Source organism: uncultured Marinococcus sp. (assembly GCF_947493875.1).
Lineage (GTDB): Bacteria > Bacillota > Bacilli > Bacillales > Marinococcaceae > Marinococcus.
On the sequence record NZ_CANLSU010000006.1, the window covers coordinates 262,210 to 277,533 of the forward strand.

The following is a 15,324-nucleotide window of genomic DNA, read 5'->3' on the forward strand; positions in this document are numbered from 1 at the left end:
TGGAAAGGAGCATGCAAATGAAACGCTATCATGTAGAAGTCCACGGAAATGTCCAGGGCGTCGGCTTTCGGCAGTTCACCCAATCCGAAGCAGTGAAGCATAACATTCACGGCTGGGTCCGCAACAAATCAAACGGCGCTGTTGAAATTGAGGCCGAAGGAACGCCCCAGGATATGGACCGCTTTCTTATCGCCGTGCAGGAAGGCAGTCCTTTTTCTACCGTGGAGCGCCTCGAAACATCTGATCTTGATTCTGTCGACCATAATGAGTCCTTTGACGTTCGCTTCTAATTATAAACAAAAACTCTCCAGCTGATTATTTCAGCTGGAGAGTTTTTTGCTTAAAAGGCCCAGGACATACGCTTTTCGAGCTGTGAAGCTGCCTGTCGTACCGGTAGATAATGCAGGCGGAATTCCTCCTGGACTACGCGCTCAAGCGCTGGTAGATCATGTATATACTTTGTCATAGTGGCGCCATTTGCTTTTCGGGCGATAAGTTTATTATTTTTCAAAGACAGCAAAAGATATTTTTCCGGCACCCAAAGCTGCAGGCGCAGCTGGTTCATATACGGCGCATCCGGACCGTAGGATCTACTGATCTTATTTCTCAGTTCTGCTTGCCCTGCCTCTATGTCAGGGTCAAACGCCCAGGACTCATCCGCCTGCTTTCCGTCTTTCATACGTATATAACGGTACAGGCGTGCCTCCTTTTGATAGTGAAACAACAGCTGTTCGCCATCAAATTTTTTTGAGCGCTCCTTTCCCATGCGAAGAGGGATCGGTTCAAATAATGGGGCGGTCGTCCCTACGTCTACAAAATAAGGAGGAGAACCCGGCTGGTTTGTTTCTACCCGGACGGACACGTGGTCTTCATTCAAATAAATGAGCCGGGTGGAGAACCCCAGTGCCTCGAGCAGCTGCTGAAAGTGGATATTCAGCGTATAGCATGTGCCTCCCATCTGGTAAACCTGGCGCCGGTACAAAAATGAACCGACTGACATCGGGGCCCGGGCTTCTATACTCTCCCCAGCTTCAATTATTTTACCTACGTTTTCAAAGGGAAACTGCTGCAGATGGGAACGAATCAATTTTGTCAAAAACCGAACATCCGGCTGTTCTATTTTCAGCTTCAAAATGTGTAAATAGTCCTCTACCCATGACTGCATGCAAAACGACCTCCTTTTAAAGCGCTGTAAGGCAAAAACAAATGGGGCCTTCTTTTTGCGCCGCAGGCTTTATTATTCCCCGAGACGTTCATGCACCATTGCCATAACATCCATTTTTAACTGAAGAAGTTTTTCCTCTGTCTGCTTGAACGTCTTTCCCTTAACACCGAAATAAAACTTCACTTTCGGTTCTGTACCTGAAGGACGAAGACAGAACCAGGATTCATCATCTGTAAAAAACTTCAGTACGTTCGAGGATGGAAGCTCAACAGGCTCTGTTTTTCCATTTTCAAGCAAATACGTACGTTCGCCCGTTTTGTAATCCTCCAGTTTTTGGATGGAAGCGTCACTTACCCCTTTAGGAGGCGTCGTACGGAATGTTTCGATCAGACGGTCAATTTGCTCCGCGCCTTCTTTTCCTTTTTTCGTTAAGGAATCCAGCCCTTCCATAAAATATCCATAACGGCTGTAAATATCCATCAGCCCTTCATACACAGTGCGTCCCTGCTCTTTGTGCCACAGGGCCATCTCCGCGATTAAAAGTGCCGCCTGCACTGCATCCTTATCGCGCACAAAGTCCCCGATCAAATACCCGTAGGACTCCTCATAACCAAACTGAAAGGCATATTCCCCTGTTTCATTATAGGTTTTAATTTTTTCACCAATGAATTTAAAACCTGTGAGCGTATCCTCACATGCCTGGCCGTAATGTTCTGCTATAGCTCTTCCGAGTTCGGAAGTAACGATCGTTTTCATGACAATGCCATTTGTAGGAAGGGTTCCTGCCTCTTTTTTTTGCATGAGAAGATAATCAAGAAGCAGCGCCCCGGTCTGATTTCCAGTGAGCACTGCAAACTCGCCGCTGCTGTCTTTTGCCGCCAGGCCAATTCGATCCGCATCAGGGTCGGTGCCAATCAGTATGTCCGCGTCATTGTTTTCACCTACCTGAATGGCTTTTGCAAAGGCTTCCTTCTCTTCAGGATTCGGGCTCTGCACGGTGGAAAATTCCGGATCAGGTGTTAACTGCTCTTCCACTGTGGATACGTTTTGAAAGCCAGCTGCAGCGAGCCCACGCAATACCGGGTCCTTCGCTGTTCCGTGCAAAGGTGTAAACACTACATTCAAATCGCTTCCGTTTTCTTTGATCATCTCCGGCTGCAGCAGAATTGACTGCAGCGCTTTATCGTAGGCTGCATCAGTTTCTTCCCCAAGCATCACGAGAAGCCCTTCCTCCTGCATGACTCCGCTGTCCTTCACCCGAATTTCCAGCTCATTTTCGACCGATTCCACATAGGTGATCAACTCATCCGCGGGCCCAGGCGGGAATTGCCCCCCGTCTTCACCGTAAACTTTAAACCCGTTATATTCCGGCGGGTTATGACTTGCCGTAATTACTACTCCGGCAAATGCATAGGTTCTCCGCACCGCAAACGACAGCTCGGGAGTCGGGCGCAGATCTTCAAACAAGTACACCTGGATGCCGTGTGCCCCGAGCGTCTGTGCTGTTTCAAGCGCAAATTTTTCCGAGTAGTGGCGCGGGTCAAATGCGACAGCCACTCCCCGGGCTTTTGCCTCAGCGCCGGCATTTTCTATATACCGGGCAAGGCCCTCAGCTGCGCGGCGGATCGTGTATGTATTCATTCTATTTGTTCCAGGGCCGATTTCTCCGCGCATCCCTCCGGTCCCAAAAGCCAGATACTGATAAAAGTAATCCTCTGCCTCTGTTTCATCCAGTTCATGAAGCTTTTCTTTCCATGCTTCTTCTATGAACGCATGGTTTTTCCATCGATTCCAGTGGTCCGTCCAACTCATATGTATGATCACTCCTGAAGCGTTTATTGTATTTCTCGGTAGATCTATCTGTTACCAGTATATAAGAAAGCACGCGTTTCCACCATGGTTTTCCGGCATTCGTTCTCTTCTTTCCAAAAAAACGCCCGCTCCGGTTAAAGAGCAGGCGTTTTGATGCAAGTTCATTAATTCGCTTGTTTTTCCCTGGCTTTTTGGTCCTCAACGTCTTCATAAGGCTTCGTCGCATAGGCAATTTCGGACTCAAGCTCTTTCGTATAGGCTTTGGTTTCTTCCTCGGACCAGTTCAACGATTTTTTCATAAACGCCGTTACCGGCTCTTTCCAGCGCTTCAGCTCCGGCATATCAAAGAACAGGAAGGCGGTTCTTCTATTTAGGAAGTCAAGCGGCGTAACTGCCATTTCATATTCGAGTGCGTACAACAGCCGTGCAGCAAGCTTTAGCGGCATACCGCTGTTTTTCGCTTCCTCGAGGTTTTCTTCAAGCAGCTCGAGCATTTTCAGTCCGTTCGCTCCGTAGAAGCGGAACAGGTCCTCTGTCTCGTCTCTGGTCATCCCGAGTGCTTCACCGCGGTATGCTTCTTTAACGGCAAATGTTTCATAGCCGGAGGAGCCTCCCACTTCACCGCCGGAAAGCCGGATATCCTGTGTTGGGCACGGTGCGTGGATATTCATCTTATCAACCACTACATCGACAATCCGCTCTGCCATCTTGCGGTAGCCGGTCAGTTTACCGCCTGCAATGGAAATCAGTCCTGAATCGGAAATGAAAATTTCATCCTTCCGGGAAATTTCAGAGGCTGATTTTCCTTCCTCCTGAATAAGCGGACGGATGCCGGACCAGCTGGATTCCACATCTTCTGCTTTCAGCTTCAGGGTTGGGAATTCATAATTCGTCACTTCTAAAATATAGTCGCGGTCTTCACGGGAGACACGAGGCTCCTGAAGGTTCGACCCGTAGTCAGTATCTGTTGTGCCCACATACGCCTTATTGCCGCGCGGGATGGCAAAGATCATGCGGCCATCCGGAGCATCAAAGTACGTAGCCTGACGGAGCGGGAACCGGCTCAGATCAAACACGAGATGAATTCCTTTCGTGTGATGCAGATGTTTACCTGTGTTGGAGCCGTCTACTTTTCTCAGCGTATCCACCCACGGACCGGCAGCGTTCACCACATGGTCCGCATAGATGCGGTGGGTCTCATTGTTGATCAGATCTTTTACTTCTACACCAATCAGCTTGCCGTTATCATACAAAAGATCAGTGGCTTTGGCGTAGTTAACGGCGTTTGCGCCGAGTTCCACGGATTTTTTCATTGCTTCGAGCGTCAGTCTTGCATCATCGGTACGATATTCAACATACACTCCGCCCCCGAGAAGGTTATCTTCGCGAAGCAGCGGTTCCTTTTCAATCGTACTTTTTTTATTCAGCATATAACGGCGTTCGTGCTTATTTACCTGGGCCAGGCGGTCATATACCTGCAGACCGAACGAGGTGGTGGTTTTTCCAAGGTTTCCGCCTTTTACGATTGGAAGAAGCATCCACTCCGGCTCGGTTACGTGTGGCGCATTTTCATACACGATGGCCCGCTCTCTGCCTACTTCGGCTACAAGTTTAATTTCAAACTGTTCGAGATAACGAAGTCCCCCGTGTACAAGCTTAGTGGAACGGCTGGAAGTACCTGCTGCAAAGTCCTGCATTTCAATGCAGGCCGTGTTGAGGCCACGGGCTGTGGCGTCCAGTGTAATGCCCGCTCCGGTAATGCCGCCTCCGATAACGAGCACGTCGAGGTGGGTCTCTGTCATATTTCTCAAACGCTCTTTGCGTGATAGTGCTGAAAAATGCTGATCTGCCATTCGATTCATCCCCTTTTTAAATATCAGAGAGTAAAAAAGACCGCAGATCTCCTCTTCTGGCGTGAAGGGTATCTGCGGTCTCTCTGCATCTCCGACCATTTATTAACTTAACCTAATTGTAATCGCTCTTTCATTCAAATGCAACCGATATGTTTACTTAAACGCACGTGCTGCATCAACCGCTTTTTTCCACCCTGAGTAATGTTCTTCCCGTTTTTCATCCTCCATATGCACATCAAACGATTTTTCGAGCTCCCACTTCTCCATAAGCTCCTCTTTGTTTTTCCAAAAGCCTGTGGCAAGGCCTGCAAGATAAGCAGCTCCAAGTGCCGTCGTTTCCAGTACGTAGGGGCGCTCCACGCGGACCTCAGCCATATCGCACTGAAACTGCATGAGGAAGTTGTTTGGCACAACGCCGCCGTCGACACGTAATGTTTTTACTTCCATACCCGCGTCCTCCCTCATTACATCAAGGACGTCTTTTGTCTGGTACGCAAGCGCTTCGAGGGTCGCCCGGATAAAATGTTCTTTTTCAGTGCCTCGGGTAAGGCCAAATACCGCTCCCCGCACTTCGCTGTCCCAATAGGGTGCCCCGAGCCCGGTAAAGGCAGGCACAACATAAACACCCTCGCTGTCGTTCACACGCAGCGCATAGGTTTCAGAAGCAGCGGACGAGTCAATCAGGCGCATGCCGTCCTTTAGCCACTGCACAGCTGATCCTGCCACAAAAATACTTCCTTCAAGCGCATATTTCACTTTTCCGTCGAGCCCCCACGCGATAGTTGTAAGCAGCCCGTTGTCAGAATGTATCGGAGTCTCTCCTGTCTGCATCAGCATAAAGCAGCCGGTTCCGTACGTATTTTTTACCATACCCTCATCAAAGCATGTCTGTCCAAACAACGCTGCATGCTGATCACCGGCAGCCGAAGCGATTGGTATTTCTTCCCCGAAGAAGTGGTAATCCACGGTATATCCGTATATTTCCGACGACGACTTCACGTCAGGAAGCATCGCTTCGGGGACATCCAGCATTTGCAGAAGCTTCTGGTCCCAGGTTAGATCGTAAATGTTAAACATCATCGTGCGTGAAGCGTTGGAATAATCCGTTACGTGGGCTTTTCCGCCGGTTAATCTCCAGATCAGCCACGTATCGATCGTACCAAACAACAGATCTCCCTGTTCCGCTCTTTCCTTTGTCCCCTCAATATTATCGAGAATCCATTTTACTTTCGTCCCCGAAAAGTAAGGGTCAAGCAGCAGTCCTGTTTTGCTTCTTACCATCTCTTCATATCCCTGCTGCTTTAATTCTTCACAGATAGAGGCGGTCTGCCGGGACTGCCATACCAAGGCGTGGTACACCGGTTTTCCCGTATGCTTATCCCATACCACTGTGGTTTCACGTTGATTTGTAATGCCGAGCCCGCTGATCTGCTTTGGGGAAACTTCATTGTTCTCCAGCACTCCGGCAATGCAGCCGAGCACCCCGGACCAAATTTCATTGGCATTGTGTTCCACCCAGCCGGCGCGGGGAAAATACTGCTCCAGCTCACGCTGTTCGCTGCCTACAATCCGGCCTTCCTGATCAAACAATATAGCTCTTGAGCTGGTCGTTCCCTGGTCTATTGAGAGAATGTATTTCTTTTCAGTCATCGTTGTATCCTCCACTTATCTTTTCTCTATTTTGGCCATAATGATTTTTCCGTCGTCGATATAGCCGATGCCCCTGCACTCCAGGCGGCAGAAACCTCTTCCTGCGAGCGAATCAGACCACCTGCAATAACAGGCACATTTTTATTTTCTGCTACTTCCTTAATCATAGACGGCACAATACCCGGCAGAAGCTCCACCATGTCCGGTTTTATGTCTTCAAGCAGCTTATAGCTTGTTTCAAGCGCGAGTGAATCCAGTAAAAACAAGCGCTGTACTGTGATAAGATTGTTTTTTTTAGCTGTTGTCAGAATCTGCCGGCGGGTGCTGATTAATCCGTCCGGACGGATATTCTGGCATAAATACTGGGCCGCGGAATCATCATGGGCGAGCCCCTGGACCAGATCTGCATGCAAAAGCACTTTTTTATCTGCCCGTTTGCTTAACTGCATCAGGCTTTTAAGCTTCGCCAGATGCACGTTTAAAATAACCACGTACGGCCCGGAGGTTTTGAGCGCTTTTTCAAACTCCCTCTCATTGCGGGCTGCTGGCAGAATTTTTTGGCCGGTAAGCATATCCTTCCCCCTTTATCTCTCTTTCTTGTTCAGGCCTTTTGAATTACGACTGCTGTTGGCTGTGCTATACTTTACACAAATACAAAAAATACTATACAGGTGATGGACGGTGTTCGCAATGACCCAGCAAAATGAGAGAAAAAATAAAGAATTGGCAACCTTTGCCGGTGGATGCTTTTGGTGCATGGTACAGCCGTTTGACGAGCTCCCCGGCATTATATCCATTACGTCGGGCTACACCGGCGGAAGCATAGCTCATCCTTCATACGAGCAGGTAAAAGGCGGCACCACAGGTCATAGAGAAGCAGTACAGATTGAGTTTGATCCTGCGCTGTTTTCCTACCAGCAGCTGCTCGACCTATACTGGCCTCAAATTGATCCTACCGATCCAGACGGCCAGTTTCACGACCGCGGCCCGCAATATCAGACGGCTATTTTTCACCATAATGAAGAGCAGCGACGGCTGGCAGAAGCATCGAGGCAGCGGGTAGAAGAAAGCGGCCGGTTCCGTGATCCCGTAGTGACAGAGATCAGACCGGCGGAGCCTTTTTATCCGGCGGAAGAATCCCATCAGAACTTTTATAAAAAAGAACGTGAAGCCTATAAAAAAGACCGGGCCCTCTCCGGCCGGGATGAATTTATTGAAGCCCACTGGGATAGTTCTCCCGAAAATCAATAAAAATTGTAAGCCATTAAAAAGAGCTTCAGCAGGCAGCACCTGCTGAAGCTCTTGTCATGGACTGAAGGTGAAATCATCGAGCGGCCAGTACCTGATACTCGCTTCCCCGACAATCTGCTCCTCATCCACAAAACCGACTGCGTCGGCTCTGCTGTCTTCACTGCGGGGGCGGTTGTCGCCCATTACAAAATAGCTGTCTTCCGGCACAGTTGTTTCTCCGGTCACTCCCTGGAGCGTGAAATCCTGGGTGAACTCTCCGTTCGTCTGATTTTGATATTCTTCTAAGTACGGCTCCTCCTGAGCTTCTCCGTTGATGTATAACGTATCGTCCCTATACTCCACCGTATCCCCCGGAAGACCGATAACCCGTTTAATATAGTCACTGTTTTCATTTGCATGAAAAACAATGATATCTGAGTGTTCGGGCTCGGAGAAAGCATAGCCGATCTTGTTAATAATCATCCGCTGTCCGTCTTCCACTGTCGGAAGCATGGAAGGGCCGCTGACAACATAGTTGGCAAACAAGAAGCCGCGCACAATGACGACGATTAAAACGACGACGACGATTACTTTAATCCAATCCCATATTTCTTTTGACCAATTCGTCATTACCGACTTCCTCCGTTTCTATCTGCCTTTTTACTTTAGCACGGTTTCTGCAGGCGGGCAAACCGAAAATCCGCGCAGGCTAGAGGCATTATATCATATTTATACGGGTACTTTCTTTTTAAACCTTAAAGCTCTCTTTGTCGATATAATAAATATCCTTAAGCGAAGGAATTGTACACATGAGAAAACTTTTAGGACTTCTATGGATACTATTATTTATAACCGGCGGAACCATCGTTTACTGCCTGTTTGCAAAGGAAATGACCAGCACGCAGGCTCTCTCTTCCTTCCTCGAGGAGCAGATTGACGTCTCCGGCGTGCCAATTGCCCAGAACAGCTACGTGACCGACCGGCAGGGCAGTCAAATTGCTGAATTTCAGCCGGAGGAAAACCGGCGGTACGTCTCCCTCTCCCATTTTCCCGAACATGCGAGAGCTGCTTTTATTGCAACAGAGGACCAAAATTATTACGAGCATCAGGGCATCGACCCTTTAGGCGTTGTCCGGGCTTTTATAAGCAATGCCAGCAGTGGCAGCATTGAAGAAGGCGCAAGTACGATCACGCAGCAGGCGACACGAAATATGTATTTTTCCCACCAGCAGACGTATGAACGAAAGGTTGCCGAGGTTCTGTTTGCCTACCAGCTTGAACAAACCTATACAAAAAATGAAATTCTGGAAATGTACATGAATACTATTTATTTCGGCGAAGGCATTTACGGATTTGAAACGGCGAGCCGTTCTTATTTCGGCAAACCAAGCAGTGATCTCTCCCTTGCACAGGCAGCTTTCCTGGCTGCCATTCCGGCTAATCCGTCCTACTACCACCCCGTTGATCATCCGGACAGGACCAGGGAACGGCAGCAGTGGATCCTGGAAAAAATGAAAGAAACCGAAGCTATAACTGCTGAGGAAAAATTACAGACTGCTCAAGAAACGGTCTCTGTAGATTTACAAAAAAGCAAAGCCAACCCTTACCCTGATTATACCGATTACGTGAAGCATGAATTCAGGCAGCTTGTTGCTCAAAACGAAGGCTGGACTGAACAGATAAATCAGGCGGCGGAAAGCGAAAAAGAAGCTCTTTCCGAAGAGCTTGATACACGTACAGAGCAGCTTCTTCAGTCCGGCATTACCATCCATACCGCCATGGACTCTGATCTGCAGACCCAGCTCACAGAAAAATCCCGCTCCTACTGGCAGCAGCGGAGCATTGAAGGAGCCGCTGTCATTGCTGATCACAGGGCCGGTACTATTACGGCAATAAGCGGCGGGGCAGATTACCAGGAATATGAATTCAACCGGGCCTTTCAGGCCTACCGGCAGCCCGGTTCGGTATGGAAGCCACTGCTCGTCTACGGACCGTACCTTGAAGAAAAACAGCGCTCTATCAACGACCTGGTCTCCACAGAAAAGTACTGCGCAGCCTCCTATTGTCCCGCAAATGAGAGCGGTACGACAAAGGACAGGGTAACGATTGAACATGCTCTTGCCTTTTCCTACAATACTTCTGCTCTGCGTCTCATGCATCAAAATGGACTGGACGCTTCCTTTCAGTACCTTGAAAAATTTGAGTGGTCAAAATTAACCCCGGGAGACAGGCAATACGCCGCCGCCCTCGGCGGCATTGAATACGGGGTCTCCCCGGTGGAGTTAACGAGTGCTTATACCGTATTCTCCAGCGGCGGCACGTATGAACCGCCACGTGCTATTACTTCTGTTACTGATGCAGATGGAGAGATTCTGTTTGAATGGGAAACGAAGGAAACAGTCGTATGGTCTAAAGAAACAAATGACCAGATGCGTGAAGCCCTTCGCACCACCGTCCTTTCAGGAACGGCTTCAACTCTAAAAGAGGTGGGAGACGTCAGCGGTAAAACCGGTACATCCAACAGTACCAAAGACAGCTGGTTTGCCGGCTATGACAGCAGATACACCATGGGAGTCTGGCACGGATACGATGATCCCCGTCCTTTAAATCCTGAAGACAGTGCTCTCACTTTCTGGAAAACGATGTACCCCCTGTTATACGAAAAAAGCGGACAGCCTTAGCCGTCCGCTTTTGTTATACTGGCAAACTATGTAGAAAACTATTGTACAGCCGTAAACCGGCGTACCCCGTACCAAAAATAAAAAGTCCCCAGAAGGATAGATGCAGAAATAAAAAACCAGCCACTCCGGCAAAACGGAGGGAAGGAGCCAGGCGGATGATCAAATAGACAAAGGACACAAGCGTCGCTCCTATGAAAAGTCCCCCGAGTATATAGAGATAAGAAGTAAGGAACAGCGACACGCCCCCTGCCATTAAATAAATCCATGCGCAGCTCTGAAGATAGGAACGGATATCCCCTTTTTCTTCACTCAGAAAAAACAGCAGGGACAACCCCATCATCGTGTCTGAAATTAATTTTAATGCAGCAATAATCATAAAAAACACAAGCATCAGTACAAAAAGCATGGTTAATTTAATTCCATTGTCTGAAAAAAATTCGAGCATTCCCTGATAAATGCCGGCTGATTCTAAAAATGCGGCGATATATTGCTGCGACCAAATGCCAAAGGATAAACAAAAAAATAAAATGGCAAGAATCGGAAAGTGGCTGGTTAAATATGCATTTTTCACCACGGGCCTCCAGGTTTAACTGGCATGGACTACGCGAAATTGGCGGATCTGGTTCCCGGTAGCAGCACTCTCTCTTTTCTCCTGTCCTCCTGCACGGTGAGCGGACTTAAATGAGTCACTTTCGAGCCAGTTTTCAAAATCTTCCTTGGTTTCCCATTTTGTAAAAACAAGCTGTTTTCCGTCTTCGGTCGCTTCATCTAAAAACAAAAATTCCAGACAGCCTGGCACCTGATTCATTTTTTCAGCGCTGGCACCGAAGCGTTCCTGGATTTGTTCTTTCGCTTCTTCTGGTACATCAAGTTCATTGATAACAACGTACATCCTGATCCCTCTTTCATTATTGTAATTGTGGAAATGCCTGCTGGCGGAGTGCTTCATATACTAAAATAGCTGCTGTATTAGACAAATTCAAGGAACGGACTTTATCATTCTGGGGTATCCGGATGCACTTTTCCCGGTACTGCTCTGTCACATATTCCGGCAAACCGGTTGTTTCGCGTCCAAACACAAAAAAATAATCTTTAGCAGGATCTGAATAGTCATGAACGGTATATGACGACGAGCCTACTGTTTCTACAAAGAAGAACTCCGCTTCCGGATACGTATCCATCCATTCTTCAAGTGAATCATAATAGTGAATCTGCACATTCGGCCAGTAATCACAGCCGGCGCGCTTGAGCATCCGGTCTTCCGTGGAAAATCCAAGGGGTCGTATCAGGTGCAGGTGGGTGTCCGTCCCCGCACACGTTCTTGCAATATTTCCGGTGTTCGCCGGTATTTCTGGTTGAAATAATACTACATGTAAAGCCAAGTCGCTCTCTCCTTCTTTTTCTACCGCGAAACTGCCTGCGCTTTTTCTAATGCAAGCAATCCTTCTTTTAAATGTACTCCTCCGCCAAATCCTACCATTTTCCCGTTTTTACCAATGACCCGGTGGCATGGAACGATAATGGAAACCGGATTTTTATTATTGGCCATTCCCACTGCCCGGAAAGCCTTCGGCGAATTGGCCTCCTCAGCAATTTCTGCATATGATTTCGTCGTTCCATAAGGAATACTCTGAAGTGCCTGCCACACTCTCTTTTGAAAAGGCGTTCCCCTCATATCGAGCGGCACGGTAAACGTAGTGCGCTCGTTCGCCGCATATTCTTCAAGCTCCCGGAAAACTTCATTATGCATTGGATGCAATTCTGCCCGCAGTTCGCATGAACTTCCAATGTGTTTTTTCAGCCATAAGTTTATCCGGTCTTCGTTTTCTTCCACCGAACCGAAGTGCAGCATGCAGACTCGAGCTTTATACAATACTACAGTCACTTCACCAATACCGTTAATTGCTTGTGATGCGGCAAAAGCTTCCATGAAGATCCTCCTTATTACATTTTCTTCTATTATACTCGTTCCGGGGAGGTTTTATCCAATGCTTTTGTAACCTCTTCAAGCACTTCTGCCTCTTCTTCTCTACTGTTAGCGGTATGCAGAGCCTCTACCCCTTCCTGCGTGGGCATTTCTCCCAGAGCCCAGGCACAGGCACCGCGAATGACCGGCCGCGGATCGTCGCGCAGCAGCTGTATGATCGTTGGAATCGCGGATTTTTCTTTCATATGGCCGAGGGCAATCAGCGCATTACGCTGAATTGGCTTTTTTCCTCTCCAGGAGCCAGCAATATACCCGAATTTTTCCTTAAACTCTCTGTTGGAAATGGTTAATAACGGTTCGAGCAGTGGCTTGACTACCTCCGGCTCGGGTTCAAACTCTGGATGATTATGAAAATCCACGCCCTTGTTTTCCGGACACACCTGCTGACAGGTATCACAACCGTATAGTCTATTACCAAGCTTATGACGGTAGCGCTCCGGCAGAGCCTCCTTCGTCTGCGTCAAATAGGCGATACATTTTTTCGCGTCAAGCTGACCTCCCTGAATCAAAGCATCCGTTGGGCATAAATCCACACAGCGGTTGCACGTGCCGCATTGATCCATCAGCGGCGTATCCTCCGGCAGGTAAAGTGTTGTAATCATTTCGCCTAAGTATACATACGAACCGAACTCGGGAGTAATAATGGCGCAGTTTTTTCCGCTCCATCCAATGCCGGCCCGCTCCGCGACCGCCCGATCCGATAATTCACCGGTATCAACCATGGATTTGCACTCAGCCCCGGGCACCGTTTCTTGTATAAAGGCCTCCAGTTGGTTTAATTTATCCCGGAGCACATCATGGTAATCCTTTCCCCAGGAGGCCCTGCAAAACTGGCCTCTGCGTGCTCCCGGACGATTTTTTGGCGCATCCGGAAGCTTTGTTGGATATGCGAGAGCGATAGAGATAATCGTTGTTGCTTCCGTCAGCAGCAGCTCGGGATGGGTTCTTTTTTCAATATCGTCTTCTTCAAAGCCGGATTGGTAGTTCAGCCGCTGCTGTTCTTTCAGCCTCGCTTTTAAAGTCACAAAAGGAGAGGCGGAGGCAAAGCCTACTTTATCGATACCGATAGACTCCGCAAACACCTGAATCTCCTCTTTTAATTCTTCTGCCGTTCGCATGGACGGCCCTCCTTTATAAATCATTTCGCCGGAGTCTGTAAAAGTGATATGATACATTATGAGCTAGACACGAAGGGGGATATATATGCTCAAAGACATTTCTATTTCTTCTGCTGTTTTTAAAATTATTCCTTCTTTTCAATGCGGCGTCAACATCTACCGTGACATCGTTATTGATGACTCCCCGGGAATGCTCCGGGGGCGGATGGACTTCTTTCATAAACAAATCCAGATGGATCTGCTTGACCAGTCTATCTATGACTATACAGGTGTTCGGCAGTGGCAACAAATATTAGAACACGCAGGGCTTATTGACCGGTCTCTTCCGCCTCTTCATGAGCAGCTGTACAAAAACTTACAGGCAGATAAAATCCCGCCTTCTGAGCACTCCGGTGAAGACCTTATTCATTTTTTTAATCTGCAGTATGAAACTCCGGTTATATTGATCGATGCAGACTCTGTTTTCGATTATGTAAAAATCGGCTTCGGCGTTGAGCAGGATCAGCTTCAGATTACTGAAAATCATCTCCACCCGATGTACGGACAAATTATAGCCAAGGATCGCAAGAAAACATTGGCCTCATTAAGCGGACCAGGCCTGTACAGCCGAACCAGCCGTTCGACTACTACAGCAATACAATTAACCTTTATGCGGCCACAGCTTTCCAAAGAGTCAGCTGTTGAACTTACTGAGGCGGTTGGAGACATGTTTACACAAATACACGGTGGCACCTTTGAAAGCCGTCTTCTGCGCGCAGCTTCCCCTGTCTGGGAGCTCTCCTTATGACTATAAAAAAAGTCTCTCCTTTTTTGAAAAGGAAAGACTTTTTCTTTATGCACAGCTTCAGCATTTAAAATTAAACATAAAAATAACGTTTCCCATTAGAAACGTCTTCCTGGCTCGTTAAATGGTAGCGAAGGTGGGACTCGAACCCACACGTCCAGAGGACACTTGATTTTGAGTCAAGCGCGTCTACCGGTTCCGCCACTTCGCCGTTCAACTAAAAAATGGTACCGAGGGCCGGACTCGAACCGGCACGGTTGATGACCAACCGCAGGATTTTAAGTCCTGTGTGTCTACCAATTCCACCACCCCGGCAGGCGTTTGCTTCTCTTTAATAATGGAGGCGGTACCCGGATTCGAACCGGGGGATAAGGGTTTTGCAGACCCGTGCCTTACCACTTGGCTATACCGCCATTCCAGAGAATGGCTCAATGCTTATGTTGATAATGGAGCGGAAGACGGGATTCGAACCCGCGACCCCCACCTTGGCAAGGTGATGTTCTACCACTGAACTACTTCCGCAATTGGCTGGGCTAGCTGGATTCGAACCAGCGCATCACGGGACCAAAACCCGATGCCTTACCGCTTGGCTATAGCCCATTATCCAATATGGGGCGATTGGTGGGAATTGAACCCACGCATGCCGGAACCACAATCCGGTGCGTTAACCACTTCGCCACAACCGCCATATGAACATAACACATTAAAAATGGCAGGGGTAGTAGGAATCGAACCCACATTGGCGGTTTTGGAGACCGCTGTTTTGCCATTAAACTATACCCCTGTATAAGTGGTGGAGGGGGACGGATTCGAACCGCCGAACCCGAAGGAGCGGATTTACAGTCCGCCGCGTTTGGCCAACTTCGCTACCCCTCCACATATGGTGCCGGCCAGAGGACTTGAACCCCCAACCTACTGATTACAAGTCAGTTGCTCTACCAATTGAGCTAGACCGGCGTTTTTTAAATGGTGGCTCGAGACGGAATCGAACCGCCGACACGAGGATTTTCAGTCCACTGCTCTACCGACTGAGCTATCGAGCCA

At 48.4% G+C, this 15,324-nt stretch carries 15 protein-coding genes and 10 tRNA genes; 4 read left to right on the forward strand and 21 right to left on the reverse strand.

All coding sequences use genetic code 11. From position 1 onward, the window contains the following. Window positions 1-17: 17 nt before the first annotated feature. Window positions 18-290 (forward strand): acylphosphatase, encoded by a 273-nt coding sequence (locus Q0757_RS13345; RefSeq protein ID WP_298788145.1) that lies wholly within the window; start codon window positions 18-20, stop codon window positions 288-290. A 50-nt stretch (window positions 291-340) separates the two neighbouring features. Here the strand turns inward: Q0757_RS13345 and Q0757_RS13350 are convergent, their stop codons facing one another. The 5 genes from Q0757_RS13350 to Q0757_RS13370 form a co-directional block, all read right to left on the reverse strand. Next, window positions 341-1,165 (reverse strand): arylamine N-acetyltransferase, encoded by an 825-nt coding sequence (locus Q0757_RS13350; RefSeq protein ID WP_298788147.1) that lies wholly within the window; start codon window positions 1,163-1,165, stop codon window positions 341-343. Window positions 1,166-1,237: 72 nt separating this feature from the next. Then, window positions 1,238-2,977 (reverse strand): phospho-sugar mutase, encoded by a 1,740-nt coding sequence (locus Q0757_RS13355; protein ID WP_298788149.1) that lies wholly within the window; start codon window positions 2,975-2,977, stop codon window positions 1,238-1,240. Window positions 2,978-3,141: 164 nt separating this feature from the next. After that, the gene (locus tag Q0757_RS13360) at window positions 3,142-4,830 is read right to left on the reverse strand and encodes a glycerol-3-phosphate dehydrogenase/oxidase (protein ID WP_298788152.1); all 1,689 of its coding nucleotides are present in this window, start codon (window positions 4,828-4,830) and stop codon (window positions 3,142-3,144) included. A gap of 153 nt (window positions 4,831-4,983) precedes the next feature. Continuing rightward, window positions 4,984-6,480, reverse strand: a complete 1,497-nt coding sequence (gene glpK / locus Q0757_RS13365) for a glycerol kinase GlpK (protein WP_298788154.1) — start codon at window positions 6,478-6,480, stop codon at window positions 4,984-4,986. A gap of 26 nt (window positions 6,481-6,506) precedes the next feature. Beyond that, window positions 6,507-7,052 (reverse strand): glycerol-3-phosphate responsive antiterminator, encoded by a 546-nt coding sequence (locus Q0757_RS13370; RefSeq protein WP_298788156.1) that lies wholly within the window; start codon window positions 7,050-7,052, stop codon window positions 6,507-6,509. Window positions 7,053-7,170: 118 nt separating this feature from the next. On the opposite strand from Q0757_RS13370, the gene msrA reads away from it, so the two are divergent. Further along, on the forward strand, window positions 7,171-7,731 hold the full coding sequence (gene msrA, locus Q0757_RS13375) for a peptide-methionine (S)-S-oxide reductase MsrA (RefSeq protein WP_298788158.1): 561 nt from the start codon (window positions 7,171-7,173) through the stop codon (window positions 7,729-7,731). Window positions 7,732-7,785: 54 nt separating this feature from the next. Here the strand turns inward: msrA and lepB are convergent, their stop codons facing one another. Next, window positions 7,786-8,340 (reverse strand): signal peptidase I, encoded by a 555-nt coding sequence (gene lepB / locus Q0757_RS13380; RefSeq protein ID WP_298788160.1) that lies wholly within the window; start codon window positions 8,338-8,340, stop codon window positions 7,786-7,788. Between the two features lie 179 nt (window positions 8,341-8,519). Between lepB and Q0757_RS13385 the strand changes: the two genes are divergently transcribed. Beyond that, window positions 8,520-10,391, forward strand: coding sequence for a transglycosylase domain-containing protein (locus Q0757_RS13385; RefSeq protein ID WP_298788162.1), 1,872 nt, complete (start codon window positions 8,520-8,522; stop codon window positions 10,389-10,391). Between the two features lie 13 nt (window positions 10,392-10,404). Here Q0757_RS13385 and Q0757_RS13390 read toward each other — a convergent pair whose 3' ends face one another. The 5 genes from Q0757_RS13390 to queG are packed head-to-tail and all read right to left on the reverse strand — an operon-like array spanning window position 10,405 to window position 13,496. Further along, a complete protein-coding gene (locus tag Q0757_RS13390; RefSeq protein ID WP_298788164.1) occupies window positions 10,405-10,962 on the reverse strand; it encodes a DUF5366 family protein in 558 nt (185 codons plus the stop codon). Window positions 10,963-10,977: 15 nt separating this feature from the next. After that, a complete protein-coding gene (locus Q0757_RS13395) occupies window positions 10,978-11,283 on the reverse strand; it encodes an antibiotic biosynthesis monooxygenase (protein ID WP_298788166.1) in 306 nt (101 codons plus the stop codon). Between the two features lie 16 nt (window positions 11,284-11,299). Further along, on the reverse strand, window positions 11,300-11,773 hold the full coding sequence (gene trmL, locus Q0757_RS13400) for a tRNA (uridine(34)/cytosine(34)/5-carboxymethylaminomethyluridine(34)-2'-O)-methyltransferase TrmL (protein WP_298788168.1): 474 nt from the start codon (window positions 11,771-11,773) through the stop codon (window positions 11,300-11,302). Between the two features lie 20 nt (window positions 11,774-11,793). Further along, window positions 11,794-12,321 carry a methylated-DNA--[protein]-cysteine S-methyltransferase gene (locus Q0757_RS13405; protein ID WP_298788170.1) on the reverse strand — a complete coding sequence of 176 codons (528 nt, stop codon included), beginning with the start codon at window positions 12,319-12,321 and terminating at the stop codon, window positions 11,794-11,796. Window positions 12,322-12,350: 29 nt separating this feature from the next. Further along, the gene (queG, locus tag Q0757_RS13410; protein WP_298788171.1) at window positions 12,351-13,496 is read right to left on the reverse strand and encodes a tRNA epoxyqueuosine(34) reductase QueG; all 1,146 of its coding nucleotides are present in this window, start codon (window positions 13,494-13,496) and stop codon (window positions 12,351-12,353) included. A gap of 85 nt (window positions 13,497-13,581) precedes the next feature. Here queG and Q0757_RS13415 point away from each other — a divergent pair, with 85 nt between their 5' ends. Then, window positions 13,582-14,283 carry a hypothetical protein gene (locus tag Q0757_RS13415; RefSeq protein WP_298788173.1) on the forward strand — a complete coding sequence of 234 codons (702 nt, stop codon included), beginning with the start codon at window positions 13,582-13,584 and terminating at the stop codon, window positions 14,281-14,283. 122 nt (window positions 14,284-14,405) lie between these two features. Here Q0757_RS13415 and Q0757_RS13420 read toward each other — a convergent pair. The 10 genes from Q0757_RS13420 to Q0757_RS13465 all read right to left on the reverse strand — a co-directional run bounded on the left by Q0757_RS13420 (window position 14,406) and on the right by Q0757_RS13465 (window position 15,323). Beyond that, window positions 14,406-14,491 (reverse strand) — tRNA-Leu (locus tag Q0757_RS13420). Window positions 14,492-14,505: 14 nt separating this feature from the next. Then, a tRNA-Leu gene (locus tag Q0757_RS13425) sits at window positions 14,506-14,595 on the reverse strand. A 23-nt stretch (window positions 14,596-14,618) separates the two neighbouring features. Continuing rightward, window positions 14,619-14,693: transfer RNA gene (locus Q0757_RS13430), tRNA-Cys, on the reverse strand. 34 nt (window positions 14,694-14,727) lie between these two features. After that, window positions 14,728-14,802: transfer RNA gene (locus Q0757_RS13435), tRNA-Gly, on the reverse strand. Window positions 14,803-14,805: 3 nt separating this feature from the next. Next, window positions 14,806-14,880: transfer RNA gene (locus tag Q0757_RS13440), tRNA-Gln, on the reverse strand. A gap of 10 nt (window positions 14,881-14,890) precedes the next feature. Beyond that, window positions 14,891-14,966 (reverse strand) — tRNA-His (locus Q0757_RS13445). Window positions 14,967-14,990: 24 nt separating this feature from the next. After that, window positions 14,991-15,064 (reverse strand) — tRNA-Trp (locus Q0757_RS13450). 7 nt (window positions 15,065-15,071) lie between these two features. After that, window positions 15,072-15,156 (reverse strand) — tRNA-Tyr (locus Q0757_RS13455). Window positions 15,157-15,161: 5 nt separating this feature from the next. Continuing rightward, window positions 15,162-15,237: transfer RNA gene (locus Q0757_RS13460), tRNA-Thr, on the reverse strand. 10 nt (window positions 15,238-15,247) lie between these two features. Further along, window positions 15,248-15,323, reverse strand: a tRNA-Phe gene (locus tag Q0757_RS13465). Window position 15,324 lies beyond the last annotated feature (1 nt).

Bases quoted from the DNA above. Each gene is read 5' to 3' on its own strand.
- Q0757_RS13345 (WP_298788145.1), top strand. From the start codon at position 18: ATGAAACGCTATCATGTAGAAGTCCACGGAAATGTCCAGGGCGTCGGC.
- Q0757_RS13350 (WP_298788147.1), bottom strand. From the start codon at position 1,165: ATGCAGTCATGGGTAGAGGACTATTTACACATTTTGAAGCTGAAAATA.
- Q0757_RS13355 (WP_298788149.1), bottom strand. From the start codon at position 2,977: ATGAGTTGGACGGACCACTGGAATCGATGGAAAAACCATGCGTTCATA.
- Q0757_RS13360 (WP_298788152.1), bottom strand. From the start codon at position 4,830: ATGGCAGATCAGCATTTTTCAGCACTATCACGCAAAGAGCGTTTGAGA.
- glpK (WP_298788154.1), bottom strand. From the start codon at position 6,480: ATGACTGAAAAGAAATACATTCTCTCAATAGACCAGGGAACGACCAGC.
- Q0757_RS13370 (WP_298788156.1), bottom strand. From the start codon at position 7,052: ATGCTTACCGGCCAAAAAATTCTGCCAGCAGCCCGCAATGAGAGGGAG.
- msrA (WP_298788158.1), top strand. From the start codon at position 7,171: ATGACCCAGCAAAATGAGAGAAAAAATAAAGAATTGGCAACCTTTGCC.
- lepB (WP_298788160.1), bottom strand. From the start codon at position 8,340: ATGACGAATTGGTCAAAAGAAATATGGGATTGGATTAAAGTAATCGTC.
- Q0757_RS13385 (WP_298788162.1), top strand. From the start codon at position 8,520: ATGAGAAAACTTTTAGGACTTCTATGGATACTATTATTTATAACCGGC.
- Q0757_RS13395 (WP_298788166.1), bottom strand. From the start codon at position 11,283: ATGTACGTTGTTATCAATGAACTTGATGTACCAGAAGAAGCGAAAGAA.
- Q0757_RS13405 (WP_298788170.1), bottom strand. From the start codon at position 12,321: ATGGAAGCTTTTGCCGCATCACAAGCAATTAACGGTATTGGTGAAGTG.
- queG (WP_298788171.1), bottom strand. From the start codon at position 13,496: ATGCGAACGGCAGAAGAATTAAAAGAGGAGATTCAGGTGTTTGCGGAG.
- Q0757_RS13415 (WP_298788173.1), top strand. From the start codon at position 13,582: ATGCTCAAAGACATTTCTATTTCTTCTGCTGTTTTTAAAATTATTCCT.